General features: G+C 38.8%; 10 protein-coding genes. All 10 read left to right on the top strand.

The window, feature by feature from the left end; translation table 11 throughout:
• Positions 1-4 precede the first annotated feature (4 nt).
• The 10 genes from proQ (at position 5) to RB214_RS08950 (ending at position 19443) form a co-directional block, all read left to right on the top strand.
• Positions 5-655, top strand: coding sequence for an RNA chaperone ProQ (gene proQ, locus RB214_RS08995; RefSeq protein ID WP_002961909.1), 651 nt, complete (start codon positions 5-7; stop codon positions 653-655).
• Between the two features lie 26 nt (positions 656-681).
• Complete coding sequence (gene prc, locus RB214_RS08990) at positions 682-2706, top strand: carboxy terminal-processing peptidase (protein WP_309166203.1); 2025 nt, start codon at positions 682-684, stop codon at positions 2704-2706.
• Positions 2707-2885: 179 nt separating this feature from the next.
• A complete protein-coding gene (gene nhaC / locus RB214_RS08985; protein ID WP_309166200.1) occupies positions 2886-4349 on the top strand; it encodes a Na+/H+ antiporter NhaC in 1464 nt (487 codons plus the stop codon).
• A 47-nt stretch (positions 4350-4396) separates the two neighbouring features.
• Entirely contained in the window at positions 4397-6991 is a 2595-nt protein-coding gene (gene pepN, locus RB214_RS08980) for an aminopeptidase N (protein ID WP_309166197.1), read from the top strand.
• Complete coding sequence (locus RB214_RS08975) at positions 6992-7213, top strand: DUF2835 family protein (RefSeq protein ID WP_033011738.1); 222 nt, start codon at positions 6992-6994, stop codon at positions 7211-7213.
• A gap of 253 nt (positions 7214-7466) precedes the next feature.
• On the top strand, positions 7467-9566 hold the full coding sequence (locus RB214_RS08970) for a DUF1302 domain-containing protein (protein WP_309166194.1): 2100 nt from the start codon (positions 7467-7469) through the stop codon (positions 9564-9566).
• Between the two features lie 13 nt (positions 9567-9579).
• Positions 9580-10944: a DUF1329 domain-containing protein gene (locus RB214_RS08965; protein WP_165743183.1), complete on the top strand. Its 1365-nt coding sequence runs from the start codon at positions 9580-9582 to the stop codon at positions 10942-10944.
• A 132-nt stretch (positions 10945-11076) separates the two neighbouring features.
• Positions 11077-12072, top strand: a complete 996-nt coding sequence (locus RB214_RS08960) for a YCF48-related protein (RefSeq protein ID WP_024604808.1) — start codon at positions 11077-11079, stop codon at positions 12070-12072.
• The gene (locus RB214_RS08955; RefSeq protein WP_309166188.1) at positions 12072-14393 is read left to right on the top strand and encodes an MMPL family transporter; all 2322 of its coding nucleotides are present in this window, start codon (positions 12072-12074) and stop codon (positions 14391-14393) included. Before RB214_RS08960 ends, RB214_RS08955 begins: the two co-directional genes overlap by 1 nt.
• Before the next feature lie 208 nt (positions 14394-14601).
• Positions 14602-19443, top strand: a complete 4842-nt coding sequence (locus tag RB214_RS08950) for an NAD-glutamate dehydrogenase (RefSeq protein WP_309166185.1) — start codon at positions 14602-14604, stop codon at positions 19441-19443.
• The last annotated feature ends 71 nt before the right edge of the window (positions 19444-19514 follow it).

Raw genomic sequence — 19514 nt, 5'->3', positions numbered from 1 at the left:
TAAAATGGAAACCACAAACAAGCTAAAAGATATTAATGAAGTGTTGGAATTTTTATATCAAGAATTCCCACAATGTTTTAAACAAAAAGATGGCATCAAGCCGCTTAAAGTAGGTATTTTTAAAGATATTGCTGAGCGTATTGAAGGGTCTGAAAAAGTAAGTAAGACTCAAGTTCGTCAAGCGCTTAGAAAATACACGTCTAACTGGCGTTATTTAGAAGCTGTGACCAAGTCAGAGTTTCGTATTGATCTTGATGGTAATCAAGGTGAAAAAGTTGAGCAAGAGCATATCGACCATGCGCAAAAAGCATTGGAAGAAAGCCGCGCTAAAATGGCTAAACGCAAAAAACAACAGCGTCCTCGCCAAGATTCTGATTCTAAATCTTTCAAGAAAAAACCAGCTCATGCTAGCAAACCAGGCGATAAAAACGCTCCTGCAGCTAACAAACCTGCTAAAGCAGCGCCGGCTAAGCGTTCAGGAAAAATTGAACCTTTGCCAGCAACTGAGGTCAAGGTTAATAATAAGGTTAAGGTTAAACTTGGCCAAGCACTTGTAAATGCAGTAATAACTGAAGTGAACAAAGATGATGTTCATGTTGAGTTAGTAACAGGTATGCAAGTTAAAACCAAAGCTGACAGCTTATACATTGTTTAAGTTGTAAATAAATTAAGGAGTTGTGTATGAGTAAAAAGTTTACGCTCATTCCGTTAGTTGCTGCCCTGTTTTCAGGTTCATTATTTGCTGCTGTAGAAGCCGTCACTATTGACGATTTACCCCAGCTCAAGCAAGAGAGTCAACATGGTACTGCTAGCAAACGAGTGGCTAGCTTATTTGCTCGTTCACACTATACACCGGTTCGATTTAACGATGAGCTTTCTAGTAAAGTGTACGATCGTTATATCGAATCCCTTGATTTTAATAAAAGCGTTTTCTTAGCCAGCGATATCGCCTCATTTGAGCAATATCGTGATGACTTTGATAACGCTATTACTACCGGTAAATTAGACTTTACGTTTGATATTTTTAACTTAAGTCTTAAACGCCGTTTTGAACGTTACGAGTATTCACTTACTCTGCTTGAAAAAGAGATGACGTTTGATAAAGAAGATGAATACTTTTTTGACCGTGAAGATTCAGCATGGCCTGCGTCACAAGCTGAGCTTGATGAAATTTGGCGTGAGCGTGTAAAGTACGACGCACTGCGTTTAAAAATGACGGGTAAAGATTGGGAAGGCATTAAAGAGGTGCTGACCAAACGCTATAAAAATGCAGAAAAACGTTTAGTACAATCAAATTCAGAAGATGCTTTTCAAATTGTTATGAATTCGCTAGCACGCAGTATTGAGGCGCATACGTCTTATTTATCGCCACGTCGTGCAGAGCAATTCAAAATGGATATGGACTTAGAGCTTGAGGGTATTGGTGCCGTATTAAGCCCTGATGAAGATTACACTGTTATTCGTAGTTTAGTGCCTGGTGGTCCTGCGGATAAAACAGATCAGATCAAAGCTGATGATCGCATTATCGGTGTTGCCCAAGATGGCGAAGAATTTGTAGATGTAATTGGCTGGCGTTTAGATGACGTAGTTGATTTAATTAAAGGTCCTAAAGGGACTAAAGTACGTTTGCAGTATTTAAAGGGTGTTGACGCTCATGGTGCGCCTAAAGTTGTTGAAATCACGCGTGATAAAATCCGACTTGAAGATAGAGCGGCTAAATCAGAAGTATTTGAAGCAAAGTACTCTGATTTAACAAGCAAAGTAGGCGTGATTGAAATTCCTGGCTTTTACAATAACCTTTCGAAAGATGTAAAAGTTGAGTTAGCCAAACTTAAAGAAGAAAAGGTAGATGGTATCATCATCGACTTACGCCAAAATGGTGGTGGTTCTTTATACGAAGCAACACAACTGTCAGGCTTGTTTTTTGACCAAGGCCCGGTTGTTCAAATTCATACTTTAAATAATCGTATTGAAGAGCAAAAAGATCGTGATGGCATTACTTATTACGACGGTCCATTAACTGTATTAGTTGATCGTTACAGTGCATCTGCTTCTGAAATATTTGCAGCTGCAATGCAAGACTATGGCCGTGCAGTTATTATAGGTGAGCAAACGTTTGGTAAAGGTACTGTACAGCAGCACAAAGGCTTAGGCCGCGCTTACGACCTATACGATAATGCGCTGGGTAGCGTACAATATACAATTGCTAAGTTCTACCGTATTAACGGTGGTAGTACGCAACATAAAGGTGTTATTCCTGATATTTCGTTTCCATCTGCAATCGATCCTGCACAGTGGGGCGAAAGTAAGCAAGATAATGCACTTCCATGGGATAGCATCGTTAAAGCGAAATACAAAAAACTAGGTAATTTAACACCTATTATTACGTACCTAGAGAAACAGCACGAAGTACGAATTAAATCAGAGCCAGAATTTGGTTATGTATTTAGCGATATTACTTTATATAACGAAGAGAAAGACCGTAAAACTATCTCTTTAGTTGAAGCAGACCGCATTAAAGAAAAGGACGAAGGTGAAGCACGTGCACTTGTACGTACTAACGAACGTCTTAAGCGCTTAGGTAAAGAGCCGGTAGAAAACTTAGACGATTTACCACAAGTAATTGAAGAGCTTGACCCATTTTTGGAAGAAGCTGCATTAATTACTCAAGATTATATTAATTATGGTCGTATAGCTAAGAAGTAACAACTGGTTTTACCTCTATAAAAAAGGCGCTTTAGCGCCTTTTTTACTACCTAAAATTTACTAAATTGTTATAATCTCTGATTACATAAAGTTGAGCTAGATCAATCATGCTCAATTAATGCGCTTTACGTGCTAAAAATAATAATTAAACACACAGCAAGTGTGCAGGAGTCTCTACTTTGAAGTTATTGGATGATAAACCAATCAAGCCCGCCTCGTTTTTTGATGCATTAATTCCTATCACTGTATTAATTTGTTTGCTTGGTGCAGCCGTATACTTATTTGGTGATAACTCTTCTTCAGGTCCTAACCAAATTGCACTTTTATTTGCTACTTTTGCAGCAGCATTAATAGGTCTAAAAAATGGCTACAATTGGAAAAAACTAGAAGATGCGATGATTGAAGGGATCACCTTGTCGTTAGGTGCTATCTTAATTTTACTTATGGTAGGTGCGTTAATAGGCACTTGGTTGCTTTCGGGCACAGTACCTACGCTAATTTACTATGGCTTACAGGTTATTAATCCGAGTTGGTTTTATGCAGCGAGTTGTTTAATTTGTGGCATTGTAGCAATGAGCATTGGTAGTTCGTGGACCACAGCGGCTACAATAGGTGTGGCTTTATTAGGCGTTGCAACGGGTCTTGGACTTGAACAAACAGTTACAGCAGGCGCTGTTATATCTGGCGCGTACTTTGGTGATAAGTTAAGCCCGCTGTCAGAAACAACAAATCTAGCGCCAGCAGTTGTAGGCGCTGATTTATTTGAGCATATTCAACATATGCTGTGGACGACAGTACCAAGTTTTGTAATTGCACTGATTATATTTATATTCATGGGCTTTAACGCAACTGCTTCAAGCGAAGCGGGGCGTATTGATGAAATAACGGCTATTTTACAGCAAAACTTTAATATTGGTTTTGAAATGCTAATCCCGCTAATTGTACTTTTAGTTTTAGCGATTAAAAAAATGCCTGCTTTTCCTGCTATATCGATAGGCGCGGTACTTGGCGCTGTGTGGGCTGTGTTGTTTCAATCTGATTTAATTGCCAGCCAAATAGACATAAGCCAAGGCCAGCTAATAGGCTACTTTAAATTAATTTGGACCACTTTTTTTGATGGTTTTAGTATAAGCACAGGTGATGATAAAATGAACTCGCTGCTTAGTGGTGGCGGTATGTCAGGAATGCTTACAACTACGTGGTTGATTATGACTGCACTGATGTTTGGTGCCATCATGGAAAAAACGGGTCTTCTGAACATTTTTGTTAAAAGCATACTTAAAATAGCTAAAAGTACGGGGTCGTTAATTGCGGCGACAATAGCTACGTGTATAGGAACTAACGTAATAGCGGCCGATCAATATATAGCGATTGTTGTACCTGGACGTATGTTTAAAGATGAATACGAAAAACGTGGTTTGAAGCCTGTTAACTTATCTCGTACATTGGAAGATGGCGGTACAATTACTAGCCCACTAATTCCATGGAATACGTGTGGCGCATACATGCAAAGCGTTTTACTTATAAACCCTTTTGATTATGCACTCTACGCTTTCTTTAACTTAATTAACCCTGTTTTAGCGGTTGTTTATGCCTACTTAGGCATTAAAATTTTACGTATTAAGCCAAAACAATCTGCCTAATTTTAAGCAGCTCCTTTTAACTTAAAAGGAGCTGCTTTGGAGTATCTATGACTGAATCAAGTAAACCTCAAGCACAATACCTTAAAGACTATAAAGCTCCTGACTTTCTAATTGACCACACAGAGCTAACATTTGACTTACAGCCTTTATCAACCAAAGTAAGCTCTTTACTAACACTTACCCGAGTTGGTGATAAAAAAGCACCTTTAGTGCTTGATGGTATTGATTTGCGTTTACTGTCTTTATCTGTTGATACAGTTGATATAACCGATTATGAAATTGTTGGTGAGCAGCTAATAATTAATAACCTACCGGATAGTTGCCAATTAAGTATTGTGACCGAGATATCACCTGAGACGAATACTTCTTTAGAAGGTTTATATTTATCGGGCGGTGCGTATTGCACACAGTGCGAAGCGCAGGGGTTTAGAAAAATCACTTATTACATGGATCGCCCTGATGTACTTGCCACGTTTGATGTAACTATTATTGCAGATAAAAAATACCCGCAATTACTTTCTAACGGTAATCAAGTCGATAGCGGTGAAACACAAGATGGTCGTCATTTTGTAAAATGGCAAGACCCATTCAAAAAGCCAAGTTATTTGTTCGCACTTGTAGCAGGCGATTTTGATGTTTTAAAAGATACCTACATAACTAAAAGCGGCAGAGATGTAGAATTAGCATTGTTTGTTGATAAAGGTAATTTATCTAAAACACCCCATGCTATTGCTTCACTTAAAAAAGCAATGCAGTGGGATGAAGAACGTTTTAATTTAGAGTATGACCTTGATATTTATATGATTGTAGCTGTTGATTTTTTCAACATGGGTGCGATGGAGAATAAAGGGCTGAATGTATTTAACAGTAAATGCGTATTAGCCAATCAAGAAACAGCTACAGACAAAGACTATCATACGATTGAATCCATTGTAGGGCATGAGTACTTTCATAACTGGACTGGTAATCGAGTTACTTGCAGAGATTGGTTTCAGTTATCGCTAAAAGAAGGCTTAACGGTATTTAGAGATCAAGAGTTTAGTAGTGACTTAGGTTCACGGGCTTTGAATAGAATTGATGCAGTAAAAGTAATGCGCACTCACCAGTTTAGCGAAGATGCAGGCCCTATGGCTCACCCAATTCGCCCTGAAAAAGTTATCGAAATGAATAACTTTTATACAGTAACTGTATACGATAAAGGTGCTGAAGTTATCCGTATGATGCACACATTACTGGGTGAAACTAACTTTCAAAAAGGCATGACGCTTTACTTTGAGCGCCATGATGGGCAAGCAGTTACATGTGATGACTTTGTCAGTGCGATGAGCGATGCATCAGGCGTTAATTTAGAGCAATTTAAGCAATGGTACAGCCAATCAGGTACACCGCGTTTAAATGCAATTCAAGAATTTGATAGCAGCTCAAATACATACACTTTGACAATCGAGCAAACAGCGCCAGCTAATCAGCCAGAGAATAAAAAGCTTCATATACCTTTTGCTATTGAACTACTTGATGCCAATGGACAAAGTATAGCTCTGCAATATAAAGGTAAAAAGCTAGATCATGTACTTGATGTAACAAGTACGACTCAAACATTTAGCTTTGATAATATTTTAGAAAAGCCTGTTGCGGTTTTACTGGAAGATTTTTCTGCGCCTTGTATTTTAAATCAGCAAACAACAGAGCCCGAACTATTGCATATTATGCGTTTTGCACGTAGTGATTTTTCACGTTGGGATGCACAACAGCAGCTATTTATTAAAGCGATTAAATCTCAGATTACCGATACGACTAATAGCGAGTTAAGCAGCGAAATTATAAATGCGCTACGTGTACTTATAAACACAAAAGAGGGCGATTTAGCCTTAATTGCAGAGCTGTTTAAACTGCCAAGTTTTGATACATTAGCCGCTGAATTTGAAGTAATACTTGTTGATGAGATTATTGAAATAACAGAAAAGTTCGAGCAACAAATTGCTGACGAACTTGCTGATGAACTGCTTAGTTGTTACGAATCTCTTGAAGATGATGGCAGTATAAGTGCTAGCGCCGTTGCTAAGCGCGCTTTAAAACAAATATGCTTGCATTATTTGGCTAAAACTCAAAAGCCAGAGGCTGTAAGCTTTATTAAAGAAGCCGCAAGTTCTACTAATATGACCAATGTACTTGGTGCACTAAGCGCAGTGGTAAAAGCATCCCACCCTTTACAAGAAGAGCTTTTGAGTCATTTTGATAGTCAATGGCGCCATGATGTTTTAGTGATGGATAAGTGGTTTGCACTGCAAGCTATGCAATCAGGCAATAATGCTATAGACAATATTAAGGCACTTTACGAACATCCGTGTTTTGATTTTTCAAACCCGAATCGTGTACGTGCACTTGTAGGAAGCTTTAGTCACTTTAATACAGCACAATTTCATCGTTCAGACGCCCAAGGTTATACGTTGTTAGGTGACTTATTAATAAAACTTAATGCAATTAATCCACAAAATGCGTCTCGTATGTTAACACCGTTCATGTCATGGAAACGTTACGATGATGTTCGCTCTCAAGCAATGAAACTGCAATTACAACGCTTAGCTAATCTAGATGGGCTAAGTGCTGATTTGTATGAAAAGGTTGAAAAAGCGCTCGTATAAATGATTGAGTATTATTTTACCTTAAGATTGAGCTATAACGAGTGCATGGATTACTACCATGGCCGTTTTAGCTCTTTACAAGTTGTAGAAGATGGCGGGAAAACGGTACGTTTTTCTGCTAATCATTTAAGACCTTTTATTACCAGCCTAGGTATAAGAGGGCGTTTTAGAATATTATTAACCCCCGAAAATAAATTCATTCGTATTGAGCGCGTGGCTTAGCTCCCTGTTTTCATGTTATAAAAGCATAAAAATATTGTCTTTTTGTTAATTTCAATTTGTCCTATTGTTAAATAACGTGTATAAATTATCTGGTACGACGTCTTACCAATACGTAAGCGTCAACCAGAATAAGAAATATATGACAGATTGAATGCGACTATTTGTAATTTCAATGATTCGCTTCTATCGTTACGATGACACTAAAAACAATAACTTGATCACACAAAATGACCCGCGACAGGGGGGAACCAAAATGATAAGAAGATCGCTTTTTGTTAAAAATAAAATCGCTATAGGTTTAGCAGCCGCTAGTTTAGGTTTATCTGCAGCCAGTACTCAAGCTGTAACATTTGAAGCTGGGGGTTTTGATATTACCTTCGACTCAACCTTTTCATATGGGCAAAGCGTCCGTGTAGAAGACAGGGACTTTAACTTAATTGGTAAAAGTAATAATCCAGCTTTTGACTGGACAGGTTACAACCCTGCACTAAGTAACACTATTTACTCATCACAAGATGTATGGGCACAACCCGGCTCTTACTCAAACAATGGTGATGCGGGTAATTTAAATTTTGACAGTGGTGACTCATTCTCAAAACTATTGAAGGGAACACACGACCTTTCAATAAATAAAGATAATTATGGTTTGTTTACACGTTTTATGTACTTTTATGATTTTGCGTTGATGGATGGCGATCGCGCTTATTCAAACCCAACTTCTGGTGAAGGTGTTGACCCGTGTGACGATAAAGATACAAAAGAGCAAAGCTGTGCAGATATCCGTTTACTAGATGCATACGTTTGGGCTAATTTTGATTTAAACGACGGGAATAACCCATTATCAATTCGCTTAGGTCAGCAAGTAGTTAACTGGGGTGAAAGTACGCTTATATCTCATGGTATTAACGTAAACCCAGTTGATATTGACCGATTAAAAGCACCAGGCGCTGAGCTTAAAGAAGCATTTATACCTGTAGGTATGCTTTGGGCATCGCTTGGTATTACTGAAAATATTACCCTTGAAGGTTTCTACCAATATCAATGGCAAGAAACGCGTCTACCAGCAGCTGGCACGTATTTTTCTACTAATGACTTTGCTGCAGAAAATGGTTACCAACAAAATGTTCAGTTAGGCTTTACGTCTAATCCTGATATTGATGTTGCTTTTTTAACGGATAGTTTAAATAACTTAAAATCTGACTTTGCACTAGCAACAGCTGCTCAAGGAATTGATCCTTCAAGTGCCGAAGGGAGTGCTTTATTAACTCAAATGTACCTTGCATATCCAACTAAGGTCGCGCTTAAAGGTAAAGGAGATAATGGTAAAACAGAACCTGAAGATGGCGGTCAGTACGGTCTTCGTTTAGGGGTGTTTTTACCTGAGTTTAATGATACTGAAATTGCGTTATACCATGTGAACTACCACAGTCGTCGTCCGCTTATCTCTGGTCGCGTATCAAACTTTTCAAACGAAGCAATTGCGCAAGATTTAGCGATGATTATGACGACAGAAATTACCTCTGATAATGTTGCTGATTTAACTGCCTTTTCTAAAGCTGAAAACGACTACCCAGAAGATATTAAACTATACGGTTTGAGCTTTAACACCACTATTGGTGAAACAGCTTTTGCGGGTGAATTTGCTTTTCGTCAAGACGAGCCTCTGCAAATTGATGATGTTGAGCTTTTGTATGCAGCGATGCCTGAGCAATTAGCGGTTGCTGGTATCCGTCCTGATTTTGCGGGTATTTCACAAATGAGTTTAGGCGACGACATCAGTGTTGTAGGACCTGGTCAAGTTGCTCAAGGGTATATTGAACGTAATACATCACAATTACAGTTTACTGCAACACATTTATTTGGCCCTTCATTAGGGGCTGATAGTTGGGCTGTTGTTGGTGAAGTGGGTGCTGTAAAAATTCATAACATGCCTGAATACGACGAGATGCGTTTAAACGTATCGGGTACTGGGCGAAGTGGCGTTATTACTGGGCCTGGCACAACTGATTACACTACATTGCAACTTGGTCTTTCAAATGGTGCAGAGCAAAAATCATTTGCTACTGCATCTTCTTGGGGATATCGCTTAATTGCTAAAGGTGATTATTATGACCTTTACGATGGTATTAATTTCTCTCCTCGTTTTGTATTTTCTCATGACGTAAATGGTAATACACCAGATCCTATGTTCTTATTTATTGAAGACCGTAAATCTTTAGGTGCGACCATGAACTTTAACTACCAAAATGCGTGGTCACTTGACGTGAGCTACAACTCGTTTTGGGGCGGCGGCGATATTAATACTTTCTCAGACCGCGATTACGTTTCTTTTAACTTAAAATATTCTATTTAGGGGTAACATTACTATGATTAAAAAACCTACCCTCATTGCTACTGCTTTTTGTAGCTTATTTGCAAGCAGTGCTGCTTTGGCAAAAATGAGCGCAGTTGAGGTAGCTCAATTAGGTCAAAACTTAACGCCATTAGGCGCAGAAAAAGCGGCGAATGCTGATGGCTCTATTCCAGCATGGAATAATGGCATTATATCTGCTCCAGCAGGCTATGAACCGGGTATGCATCACCTTGACCCATTTTCAACTGATAAAGTGCTATTCACTATTGATAAAAATAATATTGAAAAGTACAAAGCAAATTTAAGTCCGGGTCAAATTGCTTTATTTGAAGCATATCCAGATACATTTAAAATGCCAGTGTATGAAACACGTCGCTCTGCGTCTTATCCACAGTTTGTGTACGACGCAACTAAAAAGTTTGCACCAACAGCTGAACTAGTTGAAGACGGGAATGGGATCAAAAATACGGCAATTGGTATTCCTTTCCCTATTCCTAAAACGGGTTTAGAAGCTATTTGGAATCATTTGTTACGTTACCGTGGACAGTCTATTGAGCGTTTTGCCGGTCAAGCAGCGCCAACAGCATCGGGTTCTTATAACTATGTTGGCTTTGATGAGCAGTTATTGGTTAAATATTCAGATCCGAGTGCAACACCCGCAGAGCTGCAAGACTCAAACATTTTGTTTAAGTTTAAACAAAGTGTTACAGAGCCTGCACGCTTAGCAGGTACAGCACTGCTTGTTCATGAAACGATGGACCAAATATTAACGCCACGCCAAGCATGGACTTACAATTCGGGACAACGCCGCGTTCGTCGTGCACCTAATGTTGCATATGATGCACCAGGAACAGCAGCGGATAGCTTACGTACTACTGATGATTTTGACATGTTCAATGGCTCACCTAATCGTTACAACTGGACGTTGAAAGGTAAGCAAGAGTTATACATTCCTTATAACAGCTATAAGCTTCATAGTGATAAGTTAGAATACGATGACATTTTAATGCCTGGCCACATAAACCCAGAGCATACACGTTACGAAAAACACCGTGTTTGGGTTGTTGAAGCTAACTTAAAAGACGATACACGCCATATCTATAAAAAACGTGTGTTTTACATTGACGAAGATAGCTGGCAAGTGCAGGTTACGGATATTTATGATAACCGCGACCAGCTTTATCGTGTAGCAATGGCTTATGGCCTTAACTACTACGAGGTACCTACACAATGGAGTACGCTTGAGGTTTACCATGATTTGAATTCTCGTCGTTATTTAGCCATTGGTTTAGATAACCAAGAAAAAATGTACGATTTTTCACAATCGTTTAACGATAACGAGTTTACGTCAAGCGCATTACGTCGCGCAGGTAGATAGTTAGAAGTTAGGCACTTAACGCATGTTAAGTGCCTTTTCCTTTCACATCGCGTTTGTCTTATACCAAATCGCGCAACGCTTTCCTCAGTATATAAAGACAAACAATTCTCTCGTTCAAGGCGATTAAAATTTATGAAGTATTTAGTATATGCCAGCCTGATCATAAGTGGTGCGAGTGTTGCTCAGGATGTCCCTGAAAATGCAATCAGTGCAATTAAAGCAGATAAAACCCTACTTACTGATATAACAAACACAGGTAACGGGCTAATTGCAGTAGGCAAGCATGGTACCGTTATTAAAAGTGACACTGGTAATAAATGGCAACAAGCTGAACTTGTACCAACTCAAGTGCTATTAACAGCTGTTGACTTTAGCGATGAAAATAATGGCTGGGCATGTGGACACGATGCCACCATTATCAATACTACCGATGGTGGTATTAATTGGCAGTTACAACAAGTTAAACCAGAACTAGATAAACCCTGCCTTGATATCCTATTTGAAGATGATTTAAAAGGTTTTGCAGTGGGGGCCTATGGCATGTTTTATCAAACCACCGACGGTGGTAAACATTGGCAAAAGCGCTTTTTAGATTCGTTACTGTTTAGTGATGACAGAGATTACTTAAACGATTTAAAAGAAAATGATCCCGAAGGGTACGAAGCAGAAACAGCTTCAATTTTACCGCACTTTAATCGAATCGAAAAAACAGATAACGGATTAATGCTCGTTGGTGAGATGGGTTTAATGGCCAGAAGCATTGATGATGGTCAAACTTGGCAAAGGATTGAGGAGATTTACCCAGGTTCATTCTTTGCAGTTGCATCAGATAGTACGCAAGAAATTGTAGCAGGGCTTCGCGGTAACGTGTTTGCAAAGAAAAATAATGAGCAAGAGTGGCTACATTTTGAAAATATTAAAACAGCGACAATTAACAACATCATTAATTACAATGATAAGCAATGGCTCATGCTCGCCAATAGTGGTGTTATTTTTCACCTTCAAGATGGATTACTTACCCATGAGCAGTTAGCCGATGGTAAAGCAATTTTGGATGGCGTGATTTTAAATAACAAACTAATCATGGCGACAGAAGATGGCATTAAAGTGAAGGAGTTAACCCCTTAATGCATAAGTTACTCGATTTTATAGAAAAGGCGATTTTTAGACATCGCTTAATTATGCTTATAAGTTTTGCGCTTATAACCTGTTTACTCGTATTCAAAGCAACTCAAATTCAATTAGATGCATCGTTTAATAAAAACATTCCGTTAAATCACGACTATATGAAAGTATACACCAAGCACGAAAAACAATTTGGTGGTGCAAATAGTATTTTAATTTCAGTGTGTGATGACAGCGGCAATATATTTAATCCAGAGTTTTTCACTCAATTAAAAGCGGTTCACGATCAGCTTTATTTTATTCCTGGCGTAAATCGTCCATTAGTTAACTCTATATTTTCACCAAGTGCTCGTTTTGTTGAAGTAGTCGAGGATGGCTTTGCAGGCGGTCCAATTATTCCTGCTAACTTTAAAGCGGATACGCGTGGTTTAGGTGTTGTAAAAGAAAACATCGAAAAAGCAAAAGTGGTAGGACGTATGATTGCCAGCGATTACTCGTGTGCAATGGTAACGGCCCAGCTTTTAGAAACAGATCCACAAACACAACAAAAGTTAGACACATTAGCTTTTGCACAAAAGCTAGAAAGTGATTTAAGAGAACCTTTGAGTACAGATAAAGTAAGTATTCATATTATTGGTTTTGCAAAAATGGCAGGCGATATAGCTGAAGGCGCAAAAGGTGTGGTCGTATTTTTTGCCATTGCTATCGCCTTTACTTTCGTTATGGTTTGGCTATTTTGTGGCAGTTTGAAGTTAACCATTTTACCTATTGCCTGTTCTATTATTGCTGTTATTTGGCAATTAGGCCTGCTTTCAAGTTTAGGATTTGGTCTTGATCCGATGTCTATTTTGGTGCCGTTTTTAGTATTTGCTATTGGTGTAAGTCATGGTGTGCAGATGATCAATGCGATTGGTAAAAAAGTAGGTGAAGGAAAAAGTACCCGTATCTGTTGTCAGTCAAGTTTTAGGGCTCTATTAATACCCGGTGGTATTGCACTACTTTCAGACACCGTTGGCTTTTTAACATTACTTACCATTGATATTGGTATTATCCGTGAACTTGCTATTACAGCGAGTTTAGGTGTAGCCGTCATTATATTTACTAATTTAATATTATTGCCGGTCTGGGCTTCGTACATGAATTTTGAAAACAGTGTACATATTCAATCTGGTGACGCTGCAAAGCCTAACATGCTTGATAAAATCCGCGACTTACTTGTAAAAGCAACAGACCCTAAAGTAGCTAAAATGATTATTGGTTTTACCCTTGTTTTATTTGCTCTAGGTTACTGGCAAGCAGATAAAATGCGTATAGGCGACTTACACGCAGGCGCACCGTCTCTGCATCAAGATGCGCGTTATAACCAAGATACATTTTTAATATCAGACAAGTACACTATTTCGTCAGATATCTTAAAAGTAATAGTAGAGGCATATCCTGCAGCATGTACTGAACATGATGTTATGGAGCGCATAAGCCGTTTTCAATATAAAGTAGAAAATGTGACCGGTGTGCAGTCTGCTGTTAGTTTGAGCTCTGTAGCTCAATCGGTTAACGCAGGGTACAACGAAGGCAATCTGAAATGGCAGAGTTTGCCACGAAATTCAGCAAGCTTAGTACAATCAACATCTCGAGTTGAAACAAGTACAGGTTTACTTAACGGTAACTGCTCCGTTATGCCTGTGATAATATTTTTAGATGATCACAAAGCACAAACTATCGATACTGTGATTAAAAGTGTTAAGCAATTTGCTAAAGAAGAGGGCACTGATGAATTAGCATTTAAATTAGCGTCTGGGCCTGTTGGTGTAATGGCAACGACTAATGAGTCAGTTGCAGAGGCGCAAATACCAATGATGCTTTACGTTTATGGTGCCGTTATTATTTTATGTTTAATGAGCTTTAGAAGCGTAAAAGCAACAGTAGCCGTGGTATTACCGCTTTATATTGTATCAACCCTTGCCCAAGCACTTATGGTACAGCTGGAAATAGGCTTAACTGTTTCTACTTTACCTGTAATTGCATTAGGTGTAGGTATTGGTGTTGATTACGGTATTTATATACTGTCGTCGATGATGGGGCAGCTTAAGCAAAACGTACCGCTTAGTGTTGCTTATCGAAATGCGCTTGTTGAGCGTGGCAGTGCGGTTCTATTTACTGGTATTACATTAGCTATTGGTGTGAGCACTTGGATATTCTCAGATCTTAAATTCCAAGTTGATATGGGTATACTATTAACCTTCATGTTTTTAGTGAATATGTTAGGTGCAGTGTTGTTATTACCTGCAATTGGTAGCCTTCTCTGGACTGACCAGAAAAAATAATGTGAATAATTTTGCTCCTAAATGGCCTGTAAAGGCCATTTATATCTACAATTTGTGAATAGATGACCAAATAGCTGAAATGCTTAAAATGTTTTCATCGAAAAGGCTGTTTATTAGCTGTAAAAGGGTTAGAATTTAATTGACTCCACGCTAATGAATAGCTGTACAAATTCCTGCTCCTGAGCAGTAATAGATTAAGGAACATACAATGACACGAAATGAAGGCCAAGCCTCGGTTATCCTAGATAATGTCTGTAAGCTGATCCAGAAAAAAGTTCGCGCTGATAATGTGTTACTCGTTGAGAAATTCGCCAAAGCCTTGTACAGCAATATGTCTAAAGAGGATTTGGCAAACCGCAACGATAGTGACCTATATGGCGCAGCATTAAGCCTTTGGAACTCGCTAGAAAAAAATACTACCGACGACGCTGTTATCCGCGTTTTCAACCCTGAAGTGGCAAAAGATGGCTGGCAGTCATCACATACAATCGTAGAGATTATTACTAAAGACATGCCGTTTTTAGTTGATTCTGTTCGTATGGCCATGACTCGTGAAAATATCGCCTCTCACTTATTACTTCACTGCCCATTAAAAATTAAGCGCGATGAAAACGCTAAAATTTCTGGATTATCAAATTTAAAAGCAGAGCAAGAATCCTCATCTACTAAAACAGTATTTTTTATTGAAATTGACCGTCAAACAGATTCTTCTGTGATTGAGTCTTTCAAGAAAGAGTTAGAGTCTGTGCTTGTTGATGTATCAGTTGCTGTTGATGATTGGCAGCCAATTCGTAAAAAATTGATTGCAGTAACCAAAGAGTTACCTAAACGTCATCATAATAAAACGACAGAAGAAGTTTCAGAAACAACTGAGTTTTTAGATTGGTTAGCGAAAGATAACTTTACCCTAATGGGTTACCGTGAATATGAGCTAAGCCCAGTTCAAGGTGATTACCAATTAAAAGGTAAAATGGAATCAAGCCTTGGCTTGATGAAAAACTCTACTGAAGAACACACACGATTATTATCAGAATTACCAGAAGTTGCTCGCCAAGAAGCACGCAGTAGCAACCTACTGATCTTAACAAAAACAAACTCTGTTTCTCGCGTTCACCGTCCAGCCTACATTGATTACGTAGGTATTAAGCGTTTTGACGATGAAGGCAATGTAATTGGTGAAGACCGCTTTATTGGTTTGTTCTCATCAAGCTTTTACAATAATAGTGCTACTGATGTGCCTGTTTTAAAAAGTAAAATTAACCGCATTATGGAAATGTGTGATTTTGCTAAAGGTACACACGCTTACAAAGCTGTTTTAAATATTTTAGAAACCTACCCACGTGACGAGCTAGTTCAAGCGCGCGAAAGTGAGCTACTTGAAGTTGCTATGGGTGTTTTACAAGTACAAGAGCGCGATATGTGTCGCTTGTTTGTACGTAAAGATGCGTATGGTCGCTTTTTATCTTGCATGGTTTATGTTCCTCGCGAACGCTATAACACGGCTCTTCGCCGTGAAACGCAAGATATATTAGCTAATGCATTTAATTCTGACGATAAAGTCGAATTTACTACTTATTTCTCTGAGTCAACACTGGCGCGTACTCATTACACCGTTCGTGTGACCGACAACAAGATCGAATATAACGTGAAAGACATCGAAAACAATTTAGTAGAAGCTGCACGTACGTGGGAAGATAAACTTCAATCTGCACTTTTAGAGTCTGCGGGTGAAGCACGTGGTAACGATTTAAATCGTAAATACTGTAATGCGTTTGCACGCTCATACAAAGACGAAGTGCTTCCAAGTGCTGCGGTTGTTGATATCGAAAAGTTAGAACTACTTAGCGATGAAAACAAGCTAGAAATGCTGTTTTACCGTCCTCAAGAAGAAGCAAACAGTAATATTGTACGATTAAGCTTATTCCATAAAGATGAGCCAATTCACTTATCTGATGTTATGCCAATGCTTGAAAACTTTGGTCTGCGCGTTGTTGGTGAAACACCATATTCAGTTAAAACTAGCGATGGTCGTATTAACTGGATCATGGATTTCTCGATGCTTATTGACAGCAAAGGGATGGCAGACTTTGATAAAATTTCAGCACGTTTTCGCGCTGCATTAACAAATGTGTGGGGCAACCGCCTTGAAAATGATGGTTTTAACCGTTTAGTGTTAATGGGTGGCCTAACTGGCCGCGAAGCCTCTATTTTACGTGCTTACGCTAAGTACATGCGTCAAATTGGTGTAACGTTCTCACAAAGTTACATTGAAAGCACATTTGCAAATTATCCAAACATTGCAGCGCAAATTGTTAATTTATTTGCTAAAAAGTTCTCAGTTAAGAGCCCAGCAAGTGCTAAAACACTTGAAAAGTTAAGTACGCAAATTTACTTAGAACTTGAAAATGTAGCAAACCTTGATGATGACCGCATTATACGTTTATACGTAGATATGATTGTTGCGACGCTACGTACCAACTATTTCCAAAAAGATGATGCAGGTCAGTTTAAATCTTATGTTTCGTTTAAAATACAGCCTAGTTTAATTCCTGATGTACCACTTCCACTTCCTGCGTTTGAAATTTTTGTTTATTCTCCGCGCGTTGAAGGTGTGCATTTACGTTACGGTAAAGTAGCGCGTGGTGGTCTGCGTTGGTCTGACCGTCGTGAAGACTTCCGTACTGAAGTACTTGGCTTAGTTAAAGCGCAACAAGTTAAAAATACAGTAATTGTACCTGTTGGCTCTAAAGGTGGTTTTGTATGTAAACAATTACCTAGTGAGCGCGAAGCGTTTATAAAAGAAGGCCAAGAGTGTTACAAAATTTTTATCCGTGGTCTTCTAGATATTACAGATAACATAGAGCGCGGTGAAGTAGTGCCAGCTCGAGATGTTGTTCGCCACGATGAAGATGATGCATACCTGGTGGTTGCAGCGGATAAAGGTACAGCTACGTTCTCTGATATCGCAAACGGCATAGCTAATGAATACAATTTCTGGCTAGGCGATGCATTCGCATCAGGTGGCTCGGTTGGTTACGATCATAAGAAAATGGGTATTACAGCTAAAGGCGCATGGGAGTCAGTTAAACGACATTTCCGTGAAATGGATATCGATTGTCAAACGACTGACTTTACAGTGGTAGCTATAGGCGATATGGCTGGTGATGTATTTGGTAATGGTATGTTGTTATCTAAGCATATTCGGTTACAAGTTGCCTTTAACCATATGCACATTTTTGTTGATCCAAACCCAGATGCTGCTACTTCTTACCCTGAGCGCGAACGTTTATTCAATATGCCGCGTTCATCGTGGGATGATTATAACAAAGAGTTAATTTCTGCCGGTGGTGGTGTTTTCTCTCGTGCAGCTAAATCAATTACGCTTAGCCCAGAAATGAAAAAAATGTTGGGCACTAAAAAAGCGAGTATGACGCCAAACGAATTAATAAAAGCATCGTTAATGATGGAGTTTGATTTACTGTGGAATGGCGGTATCGGAACGTATATCAAAAACTCTAAAGAAACTGATGCAGATGTAGGGGATCGTGCAAACGATGCGTTACGTATTAATGGTAGAGATTTAGGCGCTAAAATTTTAGGTGAGGGGGGTAACTTAGGTACTACTCAACTTGGCAGAATTGAATTTGCAGCTAAAGGCGGGCGCGTAAACACGGACTTTATTGATAATGTTGGTGGTGTTGCGTGTTCAGATAACGAAGTAAATATAAAGATTTTACTTAATGGCCTAGTAGCTGAAGGTGACCTAACACGTAAACAACGTGATGAGCTACTTTACTCAATGACAGATGAAGTTTCTGAATTAGTATTAAAAGACTGTTACCGTCAAACACATACTATTTCAATTACGCAGTCTAAAGGAACTTCAACGCTCAAAGAAAAGATTCGCTTTATTCATGCGCTTGAAAAAGAAGGCAAGTTAAACCGTGCTATCGAATTTATTCCAAGTGATGAAGAATTGGCAGAACGCGCCGCTGCAGGTAAAGACTTAACTCGTCCTGAGCTTTCAGTGCTAGTGTCTTACGCAAAAATGGTATTAAAAGAGTCTTTAGTAAGTGATGAAATTACTGAAAACCCTTACTATCGCCAATTGCTTGTTAAGTCATTCCCACGTCCTCTACGTGAGAAGTTTAACGATGCGATGAACAACCACCCACTTCGTAAAGAAATTATTGCAACTAAACTTGCTAACAGTATCGTTAACGATATGGGTTTAAACTTCATGGTACGTATGCATGAAGAAACTGGTGCTAATGAAGCTGAGATAGCAATGTGTTACTCAATTGCTAGCGAAATATTTGAAATGCGTGAAACATGGTCTTCTATTAGTGCACTTGATAATAAAATACCAGCAGCAGTTCAAACTGAAATGCTTTACCAACTTCGTCGTACTGTGCGCCGAGCAACGCGTTGGTTCTTACGTCATCGTAATAAGTCACAAACTATTGAACAAGGAATTGAATTCTTTGCGCCAACATTCAAAGATTTAAGCGATAACTTAAATACGTATATGATTGAAAAAGAAAATGATCGTATTGTAATTGAGGCCAATAAGTTAATTGACGCGGGTGTTCCAACAGATATAGCTAATCGTATTGTTTCTTTATCAAGCTTATTCTCTGTGATGGATTTAGCAGAAGTTGCGAATAGTTCAGGTAAGAGTATTTCGATGGTGTCCAATACTTACTTTAAACTAGGTGCAAGAATGGGTCTGCATTGGTTCTTAGAGCAAATAACTAAGCAACCAGTAGCAAATCATTGGCAAGCACTTGCTCGCTCGTCTTATCGAGAAGAGCTTGATTGGCAGCAACGTACGTTATCTGAAGTTGTATTAAATAGCTTTGAAGGTGATGAGAGCGATGTTGATAGTCAAATAGACGAGTGGATGGATAGCCAAGATTTATTACTTCAACGCTGGAAACAAATGCTGGCTGAGTTTAAAACATCACAAAGCCACGACTTTGCTAAGTTCTCGGTTGCACTTCGTGAACTTATGTTGTTAAGCCACAATTGTGATACGTCAGGAAAATAATTTAGCTTTAATCAGTTAATTGTTTAGTAAATAAATAACTGATTGTTAAAATTGTTATACAATACCTCAGC

The organism is Pseudoalteromonas sp. HL-AS1, assembly GCF_031198785.1.
Taxonomy (GTDB): Bacteria; Pseudomonadota; Gammaproteobacteria; order Enterobacterales; family Alteromonadaceae; genus Pseudoalteromonas; species Pseudoalteromonas distincta.
This window is presented reverse-complemented; position numbering and strand designations above follow the sequence as displayed.

What these genes read in the sequence shown, in the direction of transcription:
- proQ (WP_002961909.1), top strand. Translation starts at nt 5, where the DNA reads ATGGAAACCACAAACAAGCTAAAAGATATTAATGAAGTGTTGGAATTT.
- prc (WP_309166203.1), top strand. Translation starts at nt 682, where the DNA reads ATGAGTAAAAAGTTTACGCTCATTCCGTTAGTTGCTGCCCTGTTTTCA.
- pepN (WP_309166197.1), top strand. Translation starts at nt 4,397, where the DNA reads ATGACTGAATCAAGTAAACCTCAAGCACAATACCTTAAAGACTATAAA.
- RB214_RS08975 (WP_033011738.1), top strand. Translation starts at nt 6,992, where the DNA reads ATGATTGAGTATTATTTTACCTTAAGATTGAGCTATAACGAGTGCATG.
- RB214_RS08970 (WP_309166194.1), top strand. Translation starts at nt 7,467, where the DNA reads ATGATAAGAAGATCGCTTTTTGTTAAAAATAAAATCGCTATAGGTTTA.
- RB214_RS08965 (WP_165743183.1), top strand. Translation starts at nt 9,580, where the DNA reads ATGATTAAAAAACCTACCCTCATTGCTACTGCTTTTTGTAGCTTATTT.
- RB214_RS08960 (WP_024604808.1), top strand. Translation starts at nt 11,077, where the DNA reads ATGAAGTATTTAGTATATGCCAGCCTGATCATAAGTGGTGCGAGTGTT.
- RB214_RS08955 (WP_309166188.1), top strand. Translation starts at nt 12,072, where the DNA reads ATGCATAAGTTACTCGATTTTATAGAAAAGGCGATTTTTAGACATCGC.
- RB214_RS08950 (WP_309166185.1), top strand. Translation starts at nt 14,602, where the DNA reads ATGACACGAAATGAAGGCCAAGCCTCGGTTATCCTAGATAATGTCTGT.